The organism is Streptomyces sp. NPDC001796 (genome assembly GCF_042892355.1).
GTDB lineage: Bacteria > Actinomycetota > Actinomycetes > Streptomycetales > Streptomycetaceae > Streptomyces.
Genome location: NZ_JBIAUC010000015.1, coordinates 17,719 through 35,528, shown reverse-complemented (window position 1 = coordinate 35,528; position 17,810 = coordinate 17,719). Strand labels below are relative to the sequence as shown.

Here is a 17,810-nt window from a genome sequence, read left to right as displayed (position 1 = left end):
CTCCCCCGTCCCGCTCGCTTCGGCGAAGCCGGCCCTTCTTTGCCGGTCAGCCACTGAACACCCGCCCCGCGGGCAGCACGAGGCCGTGCTGCCGGAACGTGCCGCAGACCCGCGGCCAGAAGTCCACCCCGCTGCCGTTGAAGTGCTCGAAGTCGCCGACCACGATCAGCAGGCGCCGGGCGCGCGAGCACATCACGTTGACCAGGTCAGGCTGCACCAGATGGCCGAGGTTCTTCCACGGCCGGTCCCTGGCCTCGCTCCGGTTGCGGTCGCGCACCAGGGAGACGATCACGACCTCGGCCTCCCGTCCCTGGTAGGCGTGGACCGTGTGGACGAAGGGGGCGAGGTCGCTGCGGGCACGAAGCAGGTCGTTCTGCTGGCGGTACGGCGTGAGCACTGCGAGGGCGTCATGGCCGATGCCGTCGCGGCGCGGCTGGGGCCGTGGCCGGAGCCGGGAGACCAGCTCGGCGACGACCTCGACTTCGCCGCGGTTCTTCCAGGCGGGCTCGTCCTCGCACTCGGTCAGGGCACGGGTGTCCAGCCACACCAGGGAGGCGTCGCCCAGCCATTCGGGGCCGCTGTAGCCGTGCGGCTCGTCGGGCTTGCCGGTGCGGATGAGGCCGTGGCCCTCCGGGTCCTCCGGGTCCGGGTAGAAGACGCGGCTGATCAGGTCACCGATGGGCCGGTTCATCCGGAACTGGGTGCTGAGCGTGCGAACCGGCCGGATCAGGGCCCTGTCCCCGTTGCCCGCGTCCGCGGTGCCCCGGTCGAAGAGACTGCCGAACAGGTTGAAGACGCGCAGGTATTCCGCGCTCCGGGAGCCGTGCAGGGCCAGTGCGGGGTCGGGGTGGTCGGCGGAGTCGTGCAGGAAGCGCTCGACGTCCTGTCTGCGGTGAGCGGGGAGCTGGTGGTGGTCACCGATCAGCGTCCAGCGCAGGCCCTGGGAGAGCGGGATGGCGATCTCGGTGGGCCACGCCTTGGCGGCCTCCTCGATCAGCACCCAGTCGAAGGGCTCGTCGTTGCCGGTGATCGACATGTGCTCCGGGTCGGCCGACGAGCAGGTGGCGAAGACGAGGTTGGCGGAGCGGCGGATACGGTCCGTGAGCTCGGGCACGGCCGCCTTCGCCACCGCCTCCCAGTCCCTGAGCAACTCGAACTCCAACTGGTCCCGGCCGGCCTCCTTCTGCGCCCTGGCCGCGAACCTCTGGAGGGCCTCGGACCGGGCCGTGGCGAGTTCGGCCGGTCGGAAGGGGCGCAGCCGGTCGTCGACACGGTCCGCGGAGGCGCTGGTGGTGATGCGCAGGGCGATGACATCACCCACCGTCAGGGCGTCGAGCGGAGCGCTCTCCGGATCGCTCTCCCCCGGTTGCTCGTCGTTCTCGGGAGCGAGCCGTTCCAGGATCCGTGCGGCGAGGTTGTCCAGGGCCCAGTTGGACTGGGCGGAGACCATGACCCGGGCGGCGGGCTCCTGCCGGAGGTAGGCGACCACCGCCCGGGCGGTCATCTCGGTCTTGCCCGTGCCGGGCGGCCCCTGCAGGGCGAAGAACGGCTGCGAGACGAGCATGTCGGTGACGACCTCGCCGCCCACCAGGCCGGCGCCCGCGTCCTTCCACCGCTCCGGAAGGCCCTTGATCGTCGTCGGATGCTGCAGCTGCTGCAGGAGCACCTTGTTGCCCAGCAGTTTCCAGCGGGCGTGCAGCTGACGCCGGAAGGCGACCCAGCTCCCCAAGTCGCCGGCGGGGCGGATCCAGCCCCGCTCGGGCGGCCGCCTGCTGTCGGAGTGCAGTCGCACCCGGATGGCCTGCTCGCCGAGCTGGTCGTCCAGGCCGGCCAGGCAGCGGCGATGGGTGCGGTGGCGGCGCGGGGCGCCGTTACGGTCGTCGAGAATCTCGATGTCGCCGCCCTCCTCGGAGGCGAACGAGGCGAAGAAGTCGCCGAGCGGCGGCCGCAGCACCGGGTCCTCGCAGTAGTGGGTCAGCATGGCGTTGCGGTACCGGCGGGCGTCGTCGCGCTCCGCGTCCAGCCGCAGCGTCAGATAGCGTCCGCTGCTCTCGACCGAGTCGATCTCGTAGGCGTACTCACGTGCCTGGAGTTCCACCTCCTGGTAGCTCAGCAGCCAGTCGAAGGCCTGCTCGTAGATGAGGTCGGTGGGCGAGTCGACCACCGCCCGGGAAATCGCGTCGATGAGCGGGGTCCACGGGGGGCGGTCCTTTTGGGCCTTGGCGAACTCGGCGGGGTGAATGTTGTAGGCGACCGCGTCGACCGAGGGGATGGTCCGGTGGAAGCGGGTCCGGTCGACGTCCTCCCGGATGGATCGCCCTGCGGAACTGTCCAGCGCCACCGTGTACTTGACGACCAGGGTGTCCTCGCGAGGGGGCCCCAGCGCCGTGCCCAGCGCGCTGAAGGGCCGGTACCGCTGGCAGAACCAGGCCGCCCGTTGCCCCACCAGGAGAAGCTGGGCCTCCCTCTTCGTCTCCTTGTCTCCCGGTACCACGTAGGGGACGGCCCCGTGCGGTGCGTGCACCAGCCGTGCTCCGCTCATGTCCTGCTCGATGAGCTCGGCCAGCTCCCGGTGCCCTTCCTCGGTCTCCGGATCGTGGGTCAGCCAGCCCCAGTGGTAGAGGGTGTGCCGGGACTCGGCCGGCAGGAAGGCCACGAGGTAGGGTCGCTGGACGTCCGTGACCTCGGCCCAGTGGCCGGAGATGTGCTCGTAGTGCCGGCTGATCTGCTCCACGACGTCGTGGCTGGTAGGGCGCTGGCGGTGGTGGGGGGCGAGCATGTCGGTGAGCAGCGCCTGCAGCGGACCGGGCAGGTCGGTCCGCTCGGCGAGGGCCTCGCGCAGCGCGGTGTGGCGGGTGCGCGCCCAGTCGAGGAGGCTCTTCTCTCCCGAGCCCGACGGAGCGGCGGGACCGGGCTTGGCGGGCAGGAACCACTCCGCGACCGTGGCGCCCAGGCTGAAGACGTCGGAGCTGGCGTGGTCGGCCGGCTCGATGCCCTGATCCGGAAAGAGGTACGCCAGCCTCTCTGGTGCGCAGTAGGCCAGCGCCTCGGTGCCCTGCCCCAGCAGCAGGTGCGTGACCTGCTCGACGGCGTGCTCGGTGTCCATCTCGGTGACGCGCAGGAGGTTGCCGATCAGGGCGCTCATCTCGAAGCGGGAGAGCCGCAGTTGCAGCCGCTCGGGGCCGACCGGCATGGTGGTGTCCTGGTGGACGTCGATGCTGCCGGGCCAGAGGTTGCGGTGCACGATCTTCTGGCTGTGCAGCACAGACAGCGCGTCTGCGAGGAAGAAGAACTGCCGTACGGCCACGGCCGGTTGGGTGCGCAGATCGTCGAGCAGGCCGCCGTCCGCGAGGCTGTCTACGGTGCCCTTGGTGACCACGTAGGCGAAACCGCTCACGTCGAAGCCCCTCGATCGGGTCGCCTCGGCATCGCGGAAGCCACCCGTGACGATCTCCGGCAGCGCGGGGTGGCGGAGCGCCGCCGCGCGCAGCAGTACACGCACCTCCTGCTCCCACAGGTGGCCGGCGACATCGGAAAGGCCCTCGTAGAGCTGGAGCGTGACGGGGAACTGGCCACCGTCGATCAGGTCGTAGCGGTGCAGCGCTCCGGCGATCAGTTCGTGACCGCACTCCTCGACGTTCCGCCCCCCGGGAGTGCCGTAGCGTCCGAGCGCTGTCTGGGGATCGCAGAAGAAGTACTCGACCAGCCGATCCGTCTCCGCCGCCACCATGCCTCCGCTCGCCCCGTCCCCCCGCCACCGCGGCCACTCATCCATACATAGCGCAAACTCGGCACCATTTACTGCCAGTTGACAGGACCGACGTGTCCAGCCTGATGTTCCCCCGGAGCTACCACCCAGTAATCAACTCCCTTTAATCTGCCGCCAACTCGGCAATGAGAAGGGGAGTTGAGACGTGCGCAGACTCCGGGTGATGAGACGACTGGCGGCGCTGCTGGGTGCCGCCGCGATGCTGGTGGTGGTACCGGGGAACGCCCGGGCCGCGTCGCCCACGTTCGCGGACGCGACCGCGATCGGGACGCACAACGCGTACGACAAGGCCAAGTACACCTACTTCGCCCAGGCCCTCGACTCGGGGGCCTCACTGCTGGAACTGGACGTCTACACCGACAGCATCAGCAAGCGCTGGCGGGTCAGCCACAGCAATCCGTTCGGCGACGACAACAACTGCGAGGCCGCGAAGACCCCGGGCGAGCTGTACAGCAAGAACCGCAACCAGGACCTCGGCAGCTGCCTCGACAACATCGCGGCCTGGCACCAGCTGCACCCCGACCACAGGCCGATCGTCTTCAAGGTGGAGATGAAGAACGGCTTCAACAACAACGGCGGCCTCGGACCCGACGAGTTCGACGCGCTGGTCGCCTCCAAGCTCGGCAACATCGTCTACAAGCCGTCCGACCTGCTCGGCTCCAGCTACTCCACGCTCGACGCGGCCGCGAAGGCGAACGCCTGGCCGTCGCGGGACGCCCTCAAGGGCAAGGTCGTCTTCGAACTCATCCCCGGCACGGTGGAGATGAACAACCCGTTCGACCACTACTGGACCGACCGGGAGTACGGCGACTACCTGCGCGACCTGTACGCCGCCGGGAACATCTCCAAGGCGCAGGCCTTCCCCGCGGTTCTCGGCGCGGGCTCCGGCGATCCGCGCGCCGGCCGCTACGACGCCTCCATCCGCCCGTGGTTCGTGTTCTTCGACGGGGACGCGGCGACGTACGTCAACAACGGCTACGACACGTCCTGGTACGACTCGAACCACTACATCCTGATCATGACCGACGCGGCCGGCGTCGCCCCGGCGATCTCGTCCACCGACCCGACGGACGCAGAGGTGGCGGCACGCCTGTCGCTGCTCGCCCACGACCACGCCAGCGTGATCACCTCGGACTGGTCGGCGAAGTCGGCGTCGGTCCTCAGTTCGGTGGCCGACCGGGGCTGACGTCCGAACACAAGGGGCATACCACCCGTACCAAGGTGACAACAGGCGTCGATCCGTGTCGGCGCCTGTTCCCCCCCACCACCTCTTCAGGGAGCCCCCATGCTGCGAGGCATCGACGTCAGCGCGTACCAGTCCTCCGCCTACGACACGGACGGCCTCTCCTTCGTCTTCATCAAGGCGACGGAGGGGCGTTCGTATGTGAACCCGAAACTCTCCGCCCAGACGAAGACCGCCCGGGACGCCGGCTGCGTGGTCGGCTTCTACCACTTCCTGTGGCCGGGTGACATCACCGCCCAGGCCGAGTACTTCGTCGCCAAGGCTCCGGAAAGGGCGGACGATCTGCTCGCGGTGGACTGGGAGACGACCGGCGACGGGACGCACGCGAGCAACGCGGAGAAGGACGCCTTCATCCGCAAGGTCAAGCAACTCCGGCCGGACAACCGCGTGCTCCTCTACACCAGCCGCCATTTCTGGCTGACCGTCGACACCACGTCCTACGCCGGGGACGGCCTGTGGATCGCCGACTATGTCACCGCGGGCAAGCCCCGCATCAAGGCCCCCTGGCGCTTCCACCAGTACACCTCGGACCCGGTGGACCGGAACGTGGCGAACTTCTCCAGCAAGGCGGCGCTCAGGGAGTGGGCGCAGGACGCCTGACCGACTCCGGCCCGCCGCCGCTCGGGCGGCTCGACGAGGCGGCGCCTACGCGCGGAACTCCGCGGGGCGCTCGGGGGACGCCTGTTCCAGCGCCTTGGTGACCTCGGCCACTCCGGCGCCCAGGCCGTAGACCGGGGTGCCGGGCTGCTGGCGCCAGGAGTCGTCGATGCCGCCCGCGTCCACCGTGTCGAAGCCCAGCTCGTCGATCAGGGCCCTGACCTTCGCCTTCGCCGATGCGTCGTCGCCCGCCACCGGCAGCGCCATGCGATCGGGGGCCCCGGCCGGGCGCGGACGCTCCAGGATGTCCTGGGCGTACGTGCCGTTGAAGGCCTTGATCACGGGGTGGCCGATCTGCCGTTCGGTCCAGCGGCTCTCGGTGAGGCCCTCGTCCTCGATGGCCGCGATCCTGCCGTCCCGCTGCTGCGGGTAGTAGTTGCCGGTGTCGATCACGGCGACACCCTCCGCCGCGCCGTCCAGCAGCCCGGAGGGCAGGTCGGGTACGGCCTTCACCGGGACCGTGATCACGACGACCTCGGCGCCGCGGGCGGCGTCGCGCGCCGTGACGGGGGTCGCGCCGGTCTCCTCGGCGAGGGCGGTGAGCGTGTGCGGGCCGCGGGAGTTGGCGACGGAGACGTCGTGACCGAGGGCGGTGAGCCGCCGGGTCAGGTTGCCGCCGATGTTGCCCGCGCCGATGATGCCGATCTTCATGACTGGCCTCGCCCTTCCGGGGGTCGGAGTCCTTCACAACCTCTGCCGGGCAGGACCAACCCCGGTGTACGGCGGAGTATTCCGGTCCGCGGCGAACGGGTGACGTCCCTCCCAGGGTCAGCGCGGCCGGCCCCTGAGCGCCCGCGCGCTCACGCCGCAGCCCCGGCTGCTGCTGGGCGCCGGCCCCCAAGGACCGGCGCCCCCCTGTCGCGTCACTTGCTCAGGTGTGCCCAGAACTCGTCGAACGACAGCACCTTGTCACCGTTGAGGTCACGGGACTTGATGATGGCCTCGGCCACCGCCTCGGTGACGTTCCAGTCGCCCCCCTGAGCCAGGGCGGTCTTGAACTCGGCGGCGGTGATGAAACCGTCGCCGTCCGCGTCGATCCGCTCGAAGTGCTTGCGTGCTTCCTCGATGTCCGCCACCGGTCCGCCCCTTTGTGTCGCGTTTCTTCTGTCTTGCTGTCGTACTGACGCAGGTCAGATTAACGGGCCACGCGAGCCCTCAGTGCCGCGACCACCCAGGCGAACTCCTCGTCGGGCGACGGCAGGGGCTCGAGGCCGTTCGCGACGGCGGTCAACTCGCGGTAACGGGCGAGTCGGACGTTCGCGACCGCCGTCAGACGCTCCAGTACGGCGGCCCGGTCCCCGTCGCCGAGCAGCTCGCGCAACACGTCCTCGGCCTCCGGCGCCTCAGGGGCGATGCCCTGCCGCAGCGCCTGGCCCGCCGACTGCACCAGGCGGCTCATGAACCACAGAGACGTGCCCGCCGGGACGTCCGGTCCCCGGTCCGCAGCGTTGAACTCGACCATCCTGCGCATGTGTGCGCGGAAGTCCGGGTCCTGGATCAGCTCCGCGAGCTCCACCCAGGCGTCGACCTGCTCGGGCGTCGGGTCGTCGGGCAGGTTCGCCGCGGCGAACCGGAGCCGCTTGCGGATGTCGGGGTCCACCGTGTCGAGACCCTCGAAGATCTCCGCCATGAAGTCATCGATGATCCGTTTCCGCTCGGCCGCCGAGAGTCGCGCCAGTTTGTTCATCAGGGTCGTCTCCTCCGCACTCGAGCCCCGTCGCGCCACCGTCGACAGCACCGCCCTGGTCACCTTCAGAGCCCGGATCTGCGCGTCCAGGGCCGCCACGTGCGCGGCCGCCACCTCCGCGACGGTCCGCTCGCCCCCGAGCACTCCGCGCACGTCTGCCAGGCCGAGGCCCAGCTCGCGCAGGGACCGGATCAGCTCCAGGCGCGCCACGGACGCGGCGTCGTACAGCCGGTAGCCGCCCGTGGAGCGGTCCACCGGGGGCAGGACACCCTCGTCCGACCAGTAGCGGATGGTGCGCACGGTCAGTCCGGTGGCGCGGGCCAGGTCGCCGATGGTGAAGAGGCCGGTGCCGTCGTCGATCACGTCTGCGAGTCTGGGCCTTCCAGTGGGTGGAGACTCAAGGAGCGTACGGTGGCGGTGGCGGAGACTCTGCGGGGCATCCTGGACGCGGCGGCACGGGGCGTCTTCCCGCCGCCGGACGGCCGGACGACCGTCGTGCCGCAGCCATCCCGCCGGGACGCGGGGGTCGTCGCCTTCACCGCGCACTCCGTCGTGTTCACGGACGAGGACCCGCGCTGGGTGCGGGAGACGTTGCGGCGTACCGACTGCGACCCCCTGGCCGCCACCATGAACGCCCGGTTCCTGGCCACCCTCATGGAGCGGACGGGACGCGGGGCCGAGACCGTCGACGCGCTCCTCGTCGGGGCTCCCCTGCCGGGCGAGCCGTCGCTCGCACTTCAGGAGATCGGGGAGCCCGACCATCCCCGGGTCGGCTACGCCCGCCGGCGGCGTGACGACGTGCGCGCCTGGGCGGCGGACGGCGGCGTGCTCGTGCTGGGGCGCGGGGTCGCCGGGCGGCTGGAGGTCTCGGTCGAGGTGGACGAGGGGGTACGGCAGCGGGGGCTCGGGCGTCGGCTGGCGGGTGCGGCCCGGCAACTGGCGGCCGAGCCGGTGTGGGCGCAGATCTCACCGGGGAACGCCCGCAGCGTGCGGGCGTTCCAGGCGGCGGGGTACCTGCCGGTCGGCGCGGAGGCACTGCTCCTCGCGCGGTAGGGCGGCGGCGTCAGCGGAAGACGCCCGTGTGGCCGAGCGAGTAGCGGCCCGGCTGGGGGTAGACGGCGAGGCCGTGCGGACCGCTGCCGACCCTGATCCGGGCCAGCTGCCGGCCGGTATGCGTGTCGATGGCGTACACCTCGGAGTTGTAGCGGCCGGACAGCCACAGCACCTTGCCGTCCGCCGAGACACCGCCCATGTCGGGGCTGCCGCCGCCCGGCAGGCGCCACTTCTTGGTCAGCCGGTTCTCCTTGAAGTCGAAGACGGAGATGGTGCCCTCGCCCCGGTTGGAGATGTACATCTCACGGGAGTCACGGCTGACGTAGAGCCCGTGCGTGCCCTTGCCGGTGGGCAGGAAGGACGGTTCGGCGAAGGTGTCGCCGTCCAGGATCCAGATGCCGTCGGCGACCATGTCGGCGATGTAGAACTTCTTGCCGTCCGGGGAGATCTTGACGTCCTGCGGCATGGCACCGCGGTGGGGCAGCTTCTGCTGGCCGATCACCCTCATCTGCTCGGTGTCGACCTTGAGCAGTTCCCCGCTGAACTCGCAGGAGACGATGAAGTAGCGTCCGTCGAGCGAGAAGTCGGCGTGGTTGACGCCGTAACAGCTCACGGGGACGGCCTTCTTCACCTTCATGGTGTGCGCGTCGCGGAAGACCAGCTGGCGGTCCTTGGAGGCCATCACCACCGCGTACTTGCCGTCCGGTGTGAAGTACAGGTTGTAGGGGTCGTGCACGGCGACCGGTTTGCCCGCCTCGCCGGTCGCCGGGTCGATGGGGGTGAGGGAGTTGCCGAGGTCGTTGTTGACCCACAGCGTCTTCAGGTCCCAGGAGGGCACCACGTGCTGGGGCTGGCGGCCGACCCGGATCGTCTCGATGACCTTGTAGGTCTTCGGGTCGATGACGGAGACGGTGTCGGAGTTGGTGTTGGGCACGTAGACCCGGGACCGGAAGCCCTTGACCACCGGGGAGAGCTGCCCCGGGCGGTCGGCGGCGTAGACGTCCTTGGGGTCGAGCACGGGCGGCATGCCCGGCAGTCCCTGGACGGCCTGCGGCTGGGCGCTCCGGACGGGGGTCTTGGAGGCGGTGTCCTCGTCCTTGTGGGGGGATCCGCTGCTGCAGCCGGCCAGCACGGCGAGAGCGGCGCCGGCGATCAGTACGCGCGTGACGGTCGAGGGGTGCATCAGCTCAGCAGCTCCGTGGTCGTCACCGCGGCGAGGCCGCGGTCATTGAGTGCGTGCAGGATGTCGGGGACGGCGGCGACCGTGTCCGGGTACCCGAAGTGCAGGCTCACCACCGCTCCGTTGTGGATGTCGTCGGTGACCTTGCGGGTGACGGCGGCGGCGCCCGGTGAGGTGTAGTCGAGCGAGTCGATGTCGTACGACAGGATGTGCGGGTAGCCGGCGCGGCGGGCCAGGCGTTCGACGAGCGGGGTGGCGCGTTGCGCCCGGGACGGGCGGAACCAGGCGCCGATGCCTCCGGTGAGGTGCCGCAGCCGCTCGGCGCATCCCTTGATCTCGGCGAACGCCTCCGACTCGGACATGGCGTTGATGTCGAGGTGGCGCAGGGTGTGGTTGCCGAGGTCGTGACCGCCCTCGAGGATGCGGCCGGCGACCTCGGGGTGCTCGTCCAGCCAGGTGCCGACCGCGAGGACGGTGACCTTGGCGCCCGCCTTCTCGGCCGCGTCGAGGATCGCCTTGGCGTAGGAGGGGTCGCCCTGGCCGTGGAAGGTGAGCGCGACCCGGGGACGGTTGCGTGGACCGCTCGCGATCTGGGCGGGCTGCCCCGGGAAGGAGCGCGGGACGGGCGCGGCGACCGGGGCGCGCGATCCGGTGACGGAGCGCCCGGTTCCGGTGGCGCGGGACGGGAGGGGCCGGTGGACGACGGTGTCGCCGGGGGAACAGGCGGCGAGGGCACCGGCGGCGGCGAGCCCCGCGCCCGCGCGCAGAGCCGCACGGCGGCCGGGCACCGTGCGCGCGGCGTCCGTCTCACGGCCGGTCTCACGGTTGGACGAGGAGGGATGGTCGGGGGTGGTCACTCTCCCCATTTAAGGACGTGTTGATGCTGAAATCGACGATTTGACCTTTTCCTGGAAGGGGCGGGTCGTGGTCACCGGTCGGCGACCCGCATCTCGAACCAGGTGGTCTTGCCGCGCGGCAGCAGGTCGACACCCCAGCGGTCGGCGAGTTTGTCGACGAGGAACAGGCCACGGCCGCTGAGGTCCAGTTCCTGAACGGGCATCAGGCACGGCAGTCCACGGGAGGGGTCGCGGATCTCGACGCGGATCCAGCCGCGGCGCCGGCGCATCCGTAATCCGAAGACACGTGCGCCGGTGTGGCGTACGGCGTTCCCGACGAGTTCGGAGACGAGCAGGACGGCGTCCTCGGTCATGCGCGGGCCGAGACCCCACTGCCGCAGGATCACGACCTGGGCGAGCCTGCGCGCGGTGGCGGCGGATTCGGGCCGGGACGGCAGCGGCACATCGGCCTCGGCGGGGTTCCCGTACAACTCCAGTGCCTTGAGCGCCTGTTCGTCCTCGATCGCAGGCGACCAGCGTGCCGCGGTGGCACCCCCGTGCCGCCGCGGCGGCTCCATACCCTCCAGCCCCGCCATGGACCCATCATGGCTGCCCGTAGGGGGGCTCGGGGTCGTTACGACGGAATGCGCCCCCGGGAAGCACACATTCCTCACCATTCGACCGGCATATGCCATCTGCAAGACGGGGGTTGTCGCACCCCAACTGGCCTGCGAGAACGAGCCAGTTGGGGGCAATCGCCGGGCGAGATCGGCGCGACAGCCTTAAGGTTGCCTTAAGGCTTCCATAATCCGCCCCATCGGGGGACACGAAACGGGACTCGGCGTCAACTGCGAGTAGATCAGCGGGACTTGCTGAACAATTCTCAGGTTGACGCCCTCCAGGCGGTTTTCAGAGGAATTTCGCCTTGCCCGGCCCCTCCTCCACGAAGCTGCGCATCCCGCGCTCACGGTCCTCCGTCGCGAACAGGCCCGCGAACCAGTTGCGTTCGACCGCGAGACCGGTGTCGATGTCCGTCTCGAGCCCCGTGTCGATCGACTCCTTGGCGGCGCGCAGCGCGATCGCCGGACCCTGGGCGAGCTTCGCGGCCCAGGCGTGCGCCTCGGCGTACACCTGCTCGGCGGGGACGACCCGGTCGACCAGGCCCAGCGTCAGCGCCTCGTCCGCCTTCACCTGGCGCCCCGTGAAGATCAGGTCCTTGGCCTTGGACGGGCCGATGAGCCGGGCCAGCCGCTGCGTGCCGCCCGCGCCCGGGATGAGGCCGAGCAGGATCTCCGGCTGCCCCAGCTTGGCGTTCTCGCCGGCGATGCGGTAGTCCGCGCACAGCGCCAGCTCGCAGCCGCCGCCCAGGGCGTAGCCGGTGACGGCGGCGACGACGGGCTTGGGGATGCGGGCGACGGCGGTGAAGGAGTCCTGCAGGGCGCGGGAGCGCAGGACCATCGCGGTGTGGTCCATGCCCTGCATCTCCTTGATGTCCGCGCCCGCGGCGAACACCTTCTCCCCGCCGTAGAGGACCACGGCGCGCACGTCCTCGCGGCGCGTGACCTCCTCGGCGAGCTCCTTGAGCCGGTCCTGGGTGGCGACGTCCAGCGCGTTCATCGGCGGGCGGTCCAGGCGGAGGGTGCCCACGCCCTCGGCGACTTCGAGATGCACAGTCATGGGAGGAGGTTAACGGGGACTAACGACAGCGGGCCCGGTGTGCTCGCTCACAGCGGCACATCGGGCCCGGTCACTGCGGATCGGCCGTTACCCGATCCACTGCTCCCAGGGCATGTTCCAGCCGTTGAGCCCGTTGTCGGGCGCGACCGTGGCGTCGTGGGAGTTCTTCACGATGACGACGTCACCGAGCATCGAGTTGTTGTAGAACCAGGCCGCCGACACCGAGCTGTCGTAGCCGCCCTTCACATCGCGCAGGCCGACGCAGCCGTGGCTGGCGTTGTAGTTGCCGAAGGCGTCGCCGCCCCAGTAGTTGCCGTGGATGAAGGTGCCGGAGTCGGTCAGGCGCTGGGCGTGCGGCACGTCCTTGATGTCGTACTCGCCGCCGTAGCCGACCGTTTCGCCGTTCATCCGGGTCACCACCTGGCGCTCGCTGATGACCATCTGGCCGTTCCAGGTGTCGTAGCCGGGCTTGCCCGTGGTGACCGCGAGGGTCTTGACGACCTTGCCGTCACGCCTGACGACCATCGTGTGCGCCTTGGCGTCCACGGTGGAGACCTGGCTGCGGCCGATGGTGAAGCTCACCGTCCTGGCCTGCTCGCCGTAGACGCCCGGGCGGCCCTCGACGCCGTCGAGGTTCAGGTTCACGGTGACCTTGGTGCCGGGCTTCCAGTAGTCCTTGGGCCGGAAGTCGAGGCGGTCGTTGCCGAACCAGTGGCCGCGGACCTCCACGGCGGGCTCGGTCTTGATGGTGATGGCCTTCTCGACGTCGGCCGGGTGGGTGATGCCCCGGCTGAACCGGACCGAGAACGGCATGCCGACGCCGACGGTGGTGCCGTCGTCGGGCGTGTAGACGCCGAGGAAGGTCTTCTTCGGCGTGAGCGTGGTGAAGGAGGAGTCCGCGGCGGTGGTGAGGCCCGAGGCGTCCTTGGCGACCGCGTGGACCTTGTACGTGGTGGCCGCGGCGAGGTGGGTCGACGGGGTCCAGGAGGCACCGTCGCCGGTGACGGTCCCGGCGATCTCGTGGCCCTTGGGGTCCTCGACCCTGACCTGGGTGAGTCTGCCCTTGGCCGCGGTCACCTTGAGGGCGCCGCCGGTGTCCACGCCCTTGGCGCCGTCCTTCGGGGCTATGGTGACGACGGCCTGCGACTGCTTGGCCGCCGCCTTGCCGGAGTCCTTGTCCTTGGCGTCACCGCTTCCCCCTCCCCCGCCGCACGCGGTGACGGTCAGCAGGAGGGCACCGAGTATCAGCGCCGAGAACCTCTTGCCACCACGTCCCCGCGCACCGGTCGACGCGCCCGATATGGGTCGCCCGTTCACGTTCCCTCTCCCCTCGCACGGCCTGATCGCCTCAGGCCCCCCACTCCAGCGCGTCCCGCACGCGCATTGCGCAAATCAATCACACGCCACGGCCCGATGACTCCCCGCCGCTGTCACTGTTCAGTCCCAACCGGGGACCGCGCGAAGGCGCACCGTCGACTGCCGGATGCGCCCCCTGACGTGCCGCTGAGCCGGGCTGTCACCCTTTCTGGCGCGGCGGGCGACATCTTCGTTCAATAGCACTTGATGCTTGTCCCCGGCCTGAGGTTGCATCGCGGTGGCCGAAGGCGTGGGCGAATGTCCGTTTCGATGCTCGAAACGCCGAATACTCCCGCCGACACCCGTCCGTTCAGGGCCGGTTGACGGCTCCGCCCGCTGTCCAGTCGCTCCAGCTCATGTTCCACCCGCCGAGCCCGTTGTCGGGAGCGACCTGCTTGTCGTCGCTGTGCACGACCTCGATGACGTCGCCGACGAGGCTGCGGTCGAAGAACCAGCCCGCCGGGGTGTCGGAGCCGCCCCCCTTGACGTCCTTCAGGCCCACGCAGCCGTGGCTGACGTTGCTGTGCCCGGGAGCGTCCGGGGCCCAGTAGTTGCCGTGGACGAAGGTGCCGGACTCGGTCAGGCGCATGGCGTGCGGGACGTCCGGGATGTCGTACTCGCCGCCGAAGCCGACCGTGCGGCTGTTCATGCGGGTGACCGGGAGCATCTCCATCACCACCATCTTCCCGTTGTACGTCGTGGTCTTCGGGGCGCCCGCGGTGATCGGCACGGTGGCGAGCAGCCGGCCGGCGCGGCGGACCCGCATGGTGTGCCGGGCCGCGTCCACGACGGAGACCTGGCTGCGCCCGATGGTGAAGGCGACGGTCCGGTACTGCTGTCCGTAGACCCCGGGCGCGCCCTCCACGTCGCGCAGCCGCAGGGTGACGGTGACGCGGGTGCCCGGCTTCCAGTACTCCTCGGGCCGGAAGTCCAGGCGGTCCCTGCCGAACCAGTGCGGGCGGATCTCGACGGCGGGCCTGGCCGTCACACGGATCGCGCGCTCGACGGCGGCCCGGTTCTCGATCTGCCGGTTGAACTGCAAGGACACGATCATTCCGGTGCCGACGGTGGAGCGGTCCTGCGGCATGACGTACCCGATGAACCGCTGCTCGGGGACGAACGTGGTGAACGTCGCGTGACGGGCCGAGCGGCGGCCGTGGCCGTCGCGGGCCACCGCGTCGACCGTGTACCGGGCGGCGAGGGCGAGGCGGGGGTCGTCCGGCTCCCAGACGGTGCCGTCCGCCGAGAGACGGCCGGGGACCGGGGACTGCCGGGCGTCCTGGGACCTGACGACGGTCACCGACTCCAGACGGCCGCTGGCCACCCGCACCCGCAGCCGCCGGTCGGCCGGCACGGCCCTGCTGCCGTCGCCGGGGGAGATCCGGATGAGGTCCGTGGGCGCCGGATTCTTTCCGAAGACGCCGTCGAGTCCATGGCCGGTGCAGCCGGCCAGGAGGGCCGCCCAGGTCAGTGCCGCGGCCAGTGCGGCGCCTGCGCGCCGCGCGCGCGTGTGTACGTGCGTCACGACGATCTCAACGACCCGGCCGCTCCCGGGAAACGTGAGTGCGAGCCGCGCACTGGGCAGAACAGGGGGGAGGACGACGGGATGAGGGTGGGCGGCCGGGACGCCGTGCACCCGTTTTCCCGTCGTTCCGCGAGCCGCGGGAGGCGTGCAGGTGTCCAGCGCAGCCGAGCAGGAGGCAGTGCAGGAGGAGCGGGCGGGCGAGGAACGGTCCGCGCGCTCTGCCGCCGTGCTGAACGGCAGGCGGCGCGCGGTGCCCACGGTGCCCGTGTGGCCGGGTGCGCCGACCCCGCTCGGGGCGCGCTTCCGGGCCGGCCCGGACGGGGTCGCGGGCACCAACTTCGCGCTGTGGGCGGGGGGCGCGGAGGCGGTCGAGCTGTGCCTGTTCGACGGGCCGGGTCCGCAGAGCCGGGAGACCCGGGTCCGGCTGACCGAACTGACGCACGAGATATGGCACGGTTTCGTCCCCGGCGTGATGCCGGGGCAGCGGTACGGCTACCGGGTGCACGGCCGCTGGGACCCGTGGACCGGTGCCCGCTGGAATCCGGCGAAGCTGCTCCTCGACCCGTACGCGCGCGCGGTGGACGGTGAGTTCTCCCTGCCGCCCGAGGTGTACGGGCACGTGCGGGACTGGCCCGACCAGCACGTCGCCGACACCGTGCGCGACGACCGGGACTCCGCGCCGCACGTCCCGAAGGGCGTCGTGGTGCACGACGACGACGACTGGGCCGACGACCACCGCCCGAAGACGCCCTGGGCGGACTCGGTGATCTACGAGCTGCACGTGCGCGGCTTCACCCGGCTGCACCCGGACATCCCCGAGGAGCTGCGCGGCACCTACGCCGGCCTCGCGCACCCGGCGGCGATCGAGCACCTGGTGAAGCTGGGCGTGACAGCCGTCGAGCTGCTGCCCGTACACCAGTTCGCGCACGAGGACCACCTGCTGGGCCGCAGCCTGAGGAACTACTGGGGCTACAACTCGATCGGCTACTTCGCCCCGCACGCCGCCTACGCCTCCACCGGCACGGCCGGCCAGCAGGTCGGCGAGTTCAAGCGCATGGTGAAGGCGCTGCACTCGGCCGGGATCGAGGTGATCCTCGACGTGGTCTACAACCACACCGCGGAGGCGGGCGAGCTGGGCCCGACGCTGTCGCTGAAGGGCATCGACAACCGCGGCTACTACCGGCTGCAGTCCGACGCGCGCCGCTACGCGGACTACACCGGCTGCGGCAACACCCTGCACGTGGTGCAGCCGCAGGTGCTGCGCCTGATCACCGACTCGCTGCGCTACTGGGTGACGGAGATGGGCGTCGACGGCTTCCGCTTCGACCTGGCGGCGGCGCTCGCGCGGTCCATGCACGACGTCGACATGCTCTCCCCGTTCCTCGCGGTCATCGCCCAGGACCCGGTGCTGCGCCGGGTGAAGCTGATCGCGGAGCCGTGGGACGTGGGCTCGGGCGGCTACCAGGTCGGTGCGTTCCCCCCGCTGTGGACGGAGTGGAACGACCGCTACCGGGGTGCGGTACGGGACTTCTGGCGTGGCGCGCTGCCGGACGTGCGGGACCTGGGTTACCGCCTGTCGGGCTCCAGCGACCTGTACGCGTGGGGCGGCCGCCGCCCGTACGCCTCGGTCAACTTCGTCACCGCGCACGACGGTTTCACCCTGCGCGACCTGGTGTCGTACGAGCGCAAGCACAACGAGGCCAACGGCGAGGGCAACCGCGACGGCTCCGACGACAACCGCTCCTGGAACTGCGGCGCGGAGGGCGACACCGACGACGAGCGGATACGCGCGCTGCGGCGCCGGCAGCTGCGGAACCTCCTGACCACCCTCCTGCTGTCGACGGGCGTGCCGATGCTGGTCGCGGGCGACGAGATGGGCCGCACCCAGCGCGGCAACAACAACGCCTACTGTCAGGACAACGAGATCGGCTGGGTGGACTGGAGCCTGCCGGCCGACCCCGGCTGGCGGGCGCTGTTCGACCTGACCTGTCGCCTGATCGCGCTGCGCCACCGCCATCCGGTGCTGCGCCGCCGGGCGTTCTTCTCCGGGCGGCCGCAGGCGGCGGACGGCTTGAGGGACCTGGCGTGGTTCACCCCCCGGGGGGCGGAGATGACCGAGCGCGACTGGTACGCGCCCGCCGCGACCCTCGGCATGTATCTGTCCGGCCGGGACATACCGGGCCGGGACGCCCGGGGCGCACCCGTGGTGGACGACAGCTTTCTCGCGGTGCTGCACGCCGGGGACCGCCCGGTGAGTTTCGTGCTGCCGGGGCCGCCGTGGGCCGAGCGCTACGAACTGGTCGTGGACACCTCCCGCGAGGAACAGGCGCAGGCCCCGGGCACGGAGTACCGGGCGGGCGCGACGGTGACGGTGCCGGCCCGGGCGGTGCTGCTGCTGAAAGTCGCCGGCTGAGGGCCCGGCCCTGCGCCCGGTCACCTGCCAGGAGGGCGGCGAAGACGATCCACTGGTGAGCTTGGGCTGCAGCTCGCTCTGCTGGAGCTGGGCGCCGAGGACGCGGGAGACCTGCTCGTGGTCGGCGACGGGGTCCAGGCCGGTGACCCGGACGCGGCCCGCGTCCGGGACCCTCAGACCTTCGACGCACTCGACGGTGGTGGTCTTGCCGGCGCCGTTCGGGCCGAGGATCCCGAAGATCTCGCCCTCCTCGACGACGAAGGTGACACCGTCGACGACGGCCCGGCCGCCGTAGGACTTGCGCAGAGCGTCGACTTCGATGACGGGTCGCCCGGTCGTCCGGGTCATGCTGGTCATGCGTCGAGGGTCCCGGGCGAACCGGGTGCGGCACATCGGCCGTCCCGCTCGAAGGAG

14 protein-coding genes and 1 pseudogene are annotated in these 17,810 nt (G+C 70.8%); 4 read left to right on the top strand and 11 right to left on the bottom strand.

Features of this window, described 5'->3' with window-relative positions:
• Positions 1-46: 46 nt before the first annotated feature.
• Complete coding sequence (locus tag ACFYZE_RS26045; protein ID WP_388998712.1) at positions 47-3,730, bottom strand: AAA domain-containing protein; 3,684 nt, start codon at positions 3,728-3,730, stop codon at positions 47-49.
• Between the two features lie 202 nt (positions 3,731-3,932).
• Here ACFYZE_RS26045 and ACFYZE_RS26040 point away from each other — a divergent pair, with 202 nt between their 5' ends.
• Together ACFYZE_RS26040 and ACFYZE_RS26035 are read left to right on the top strand one after the other, a co-directional pair.
• Positions 3,933-4,955, top strand: a complete 1,023-nt coding sequence (locus ACFYZE_RS26040) for a phosphatidylinositol-specific phospholipase C domain-containing protein (RefSeq protein WP_388998709.1) — start codon at positions 3,933-3,935, stop codon at positions 4,953-4,955.
• Positions 4,956-5,054: 99 nt separating this feature from the next.
• On the top strand, positions 5,055-5,612 hold the full coding sequence (locus ACFYZE_RS26035) for a glycoside hydrolase family 25 protein (protein WP_388998706.1): 558 nt from the start codon (positions 5,055-5,057) through the stop codon (positions 5,610-5,612).
• Positions 5,613-5,657: 45 nt separating this feature from the next.
• On the opposite strand, the gene ACFYZE_RS26030 is transcribed toward ACFYZE_RS26035, so the two are convergent.
• The 3 genes from ACFYZE_RS26030 to ACFYZE_RS26020 form a co-directional block, all read right to left on the bottom strand.
• Positions 5,658-6,320 (bottom strand): NADPH-dependent F420 reductase, encoded by a 663-nt coding sequence (locus ACFYZE_RS26030; protein WP_388998703.1) that lies wholly within the window; start codon positions 6,318-6,320, stop codon positions 5,658-5,660.
• Positions 6,321-6,532: 212 nt separating this feature from the next.
• On the bottom strand, positions 6,533-6,745 hold the full coding sequence (locus ACFYZE_RS26025) for an EF-hand domain-containing protein (RefSeq protein ID WP_388998701.1): 213 nt from the start codon (positions 6,743-6,745) through the stop codon (positions 6,533-6,535).
• Positions 6,746-6,804: 59 nt separating this feature from the next.
• Positions 6,805-7,719 (bottom strand): MerR family transcriptional regulator, encoded by a 915-nt coding sequence (locus tag ACFYZE_RS26020; RefSeq protein ID WP_388998698.1) that lies wholly within the window; start codon positions 7,717-7,719, stop codon positions 6,805-6,807.
• Between the two features lie 54 nt (positions 7,720-7,773).
• Here ACFYZE_RS26020 and ACFYZE_RS26015 point away from each other — a divergent pair, with 54 nt between their 5' ends.
• Positions 7,774-8,409, top strand: a complete 636-nt coding sequence (locus ACFYZE_RS26015; protein ID WP_388998695.1) for a GNAT family N-acetyltransferase — start codon at positions 7,774-7,776, stop codon at positions 8,407-8,409.
• Between the two features lie 10 nt (positions 8,410-8,419).
• Here the strand turns inward: ACFYZE_RS26015 and ACFYZE_RS26010 are convergent, their stop codons facing one another.
• From ACFYZE_RS26010 to ACFYZE_RS25985, 6 genes are all read right to left on the bottom strand, one after another.
• Positions 8,420-9,592, bottom strand: coding sequence for a hypothetical protein (locus tag ACFYZE_RS26010; RefSeq protein ID WP_388998692.1), 1,173 nt, complete (start codon positions 9,590-9,592; stop codon positions 8,420-8,422).
• Positions 9,592-10,455: a polysaccharide deacetylase family protein gene (locus ACFYZE_RS26005; protein WP_388998689.1), complete on the bottom strand. Its 864-nt coding sequence runs from the start codon at positions 10,453-10,455 to the stop codon at positions 9,592-9,594. Before ACFYZE_RS26005 ends, ACFYZE_RS26010 begins: the two co-directional genes overlap by 1 nt.
• Positions 10,456-10,517: 62 nt before the next feature.
• A complete protein-coding gene (locus ACFYZE_RS26000) occupies positions 10,518-11,021 on the bottom strand; it encodes an ATP-binding protein (protein WP_388998686.1) in 504 nt (167 codons plus the stop codon).
• A gap of 313 nt (positions 11,022-11,334) precedes the next feature.
• Positions 11,335-12,102, bottom strand: a complete 768-nt coding sequence (locus ACFYZE_RS25995; RefSeq protein WP_388998683.1) for an enoyl-CoA hydratase/isomerase family protein — start codon at positions 12,100-12,102, stop codon at positions 11,335-11,337.
• Positions 12,103-12,189: 87 nt separating this feature from the next.
• Complete coding sequence (locus ACFYZE_RS25990; protein ID WP_388998680.1) at positions 12,190-13,419, bottom strand: Ig-like domain-containing protein; 1,230 nt, start codon at positions 13,417-13,419, stop codon at positions 12,190-12,192.
• A 349-nt stretch (positions 13,420-13,768) separates the two neighbouring features.
• Entirely contained in the window at positions 13,769-14,983 is a 1,215-nt protein-coding gene (locus ACFYZE_RS25985) for an Ig-like domain-containing protein (RefSeq protein ID WP_388998678.1), read from the bottom strand.
• 151 nt (positions 14,984-15,134) lie between these two features.
• Here ACFYZE_RS25985 and glgX point away from each other — a divergent pair, with 151 nt between their 5' ends.
• Positions 15,135-17,396: a glycogen debranching protein GlgX gene (gene glgX / locus ACFYZE_RS25980; RefSeq protein WP_388998675.1), complete on the top strand. Its 2,262-nt coding sequence runs from the start codon at positions 15,135-15,137 to the stop codon at positions 17,394-17,396.
• Positions 17,397-17,450: 54 nt separating this feature from the next.
• Here glgX and ACFYZE_RS25975 read toward each other — a convergent pair.
• A pseudogene (locus tag ACFYZE_RS25975) lies at positions 17,451-17,744 on the bottom strand (ATP-binding cassette domain-containing protein); the annotation flags it as partial.
• Positions 17,745-17,810: the final 66 nt, after the last annotated feature.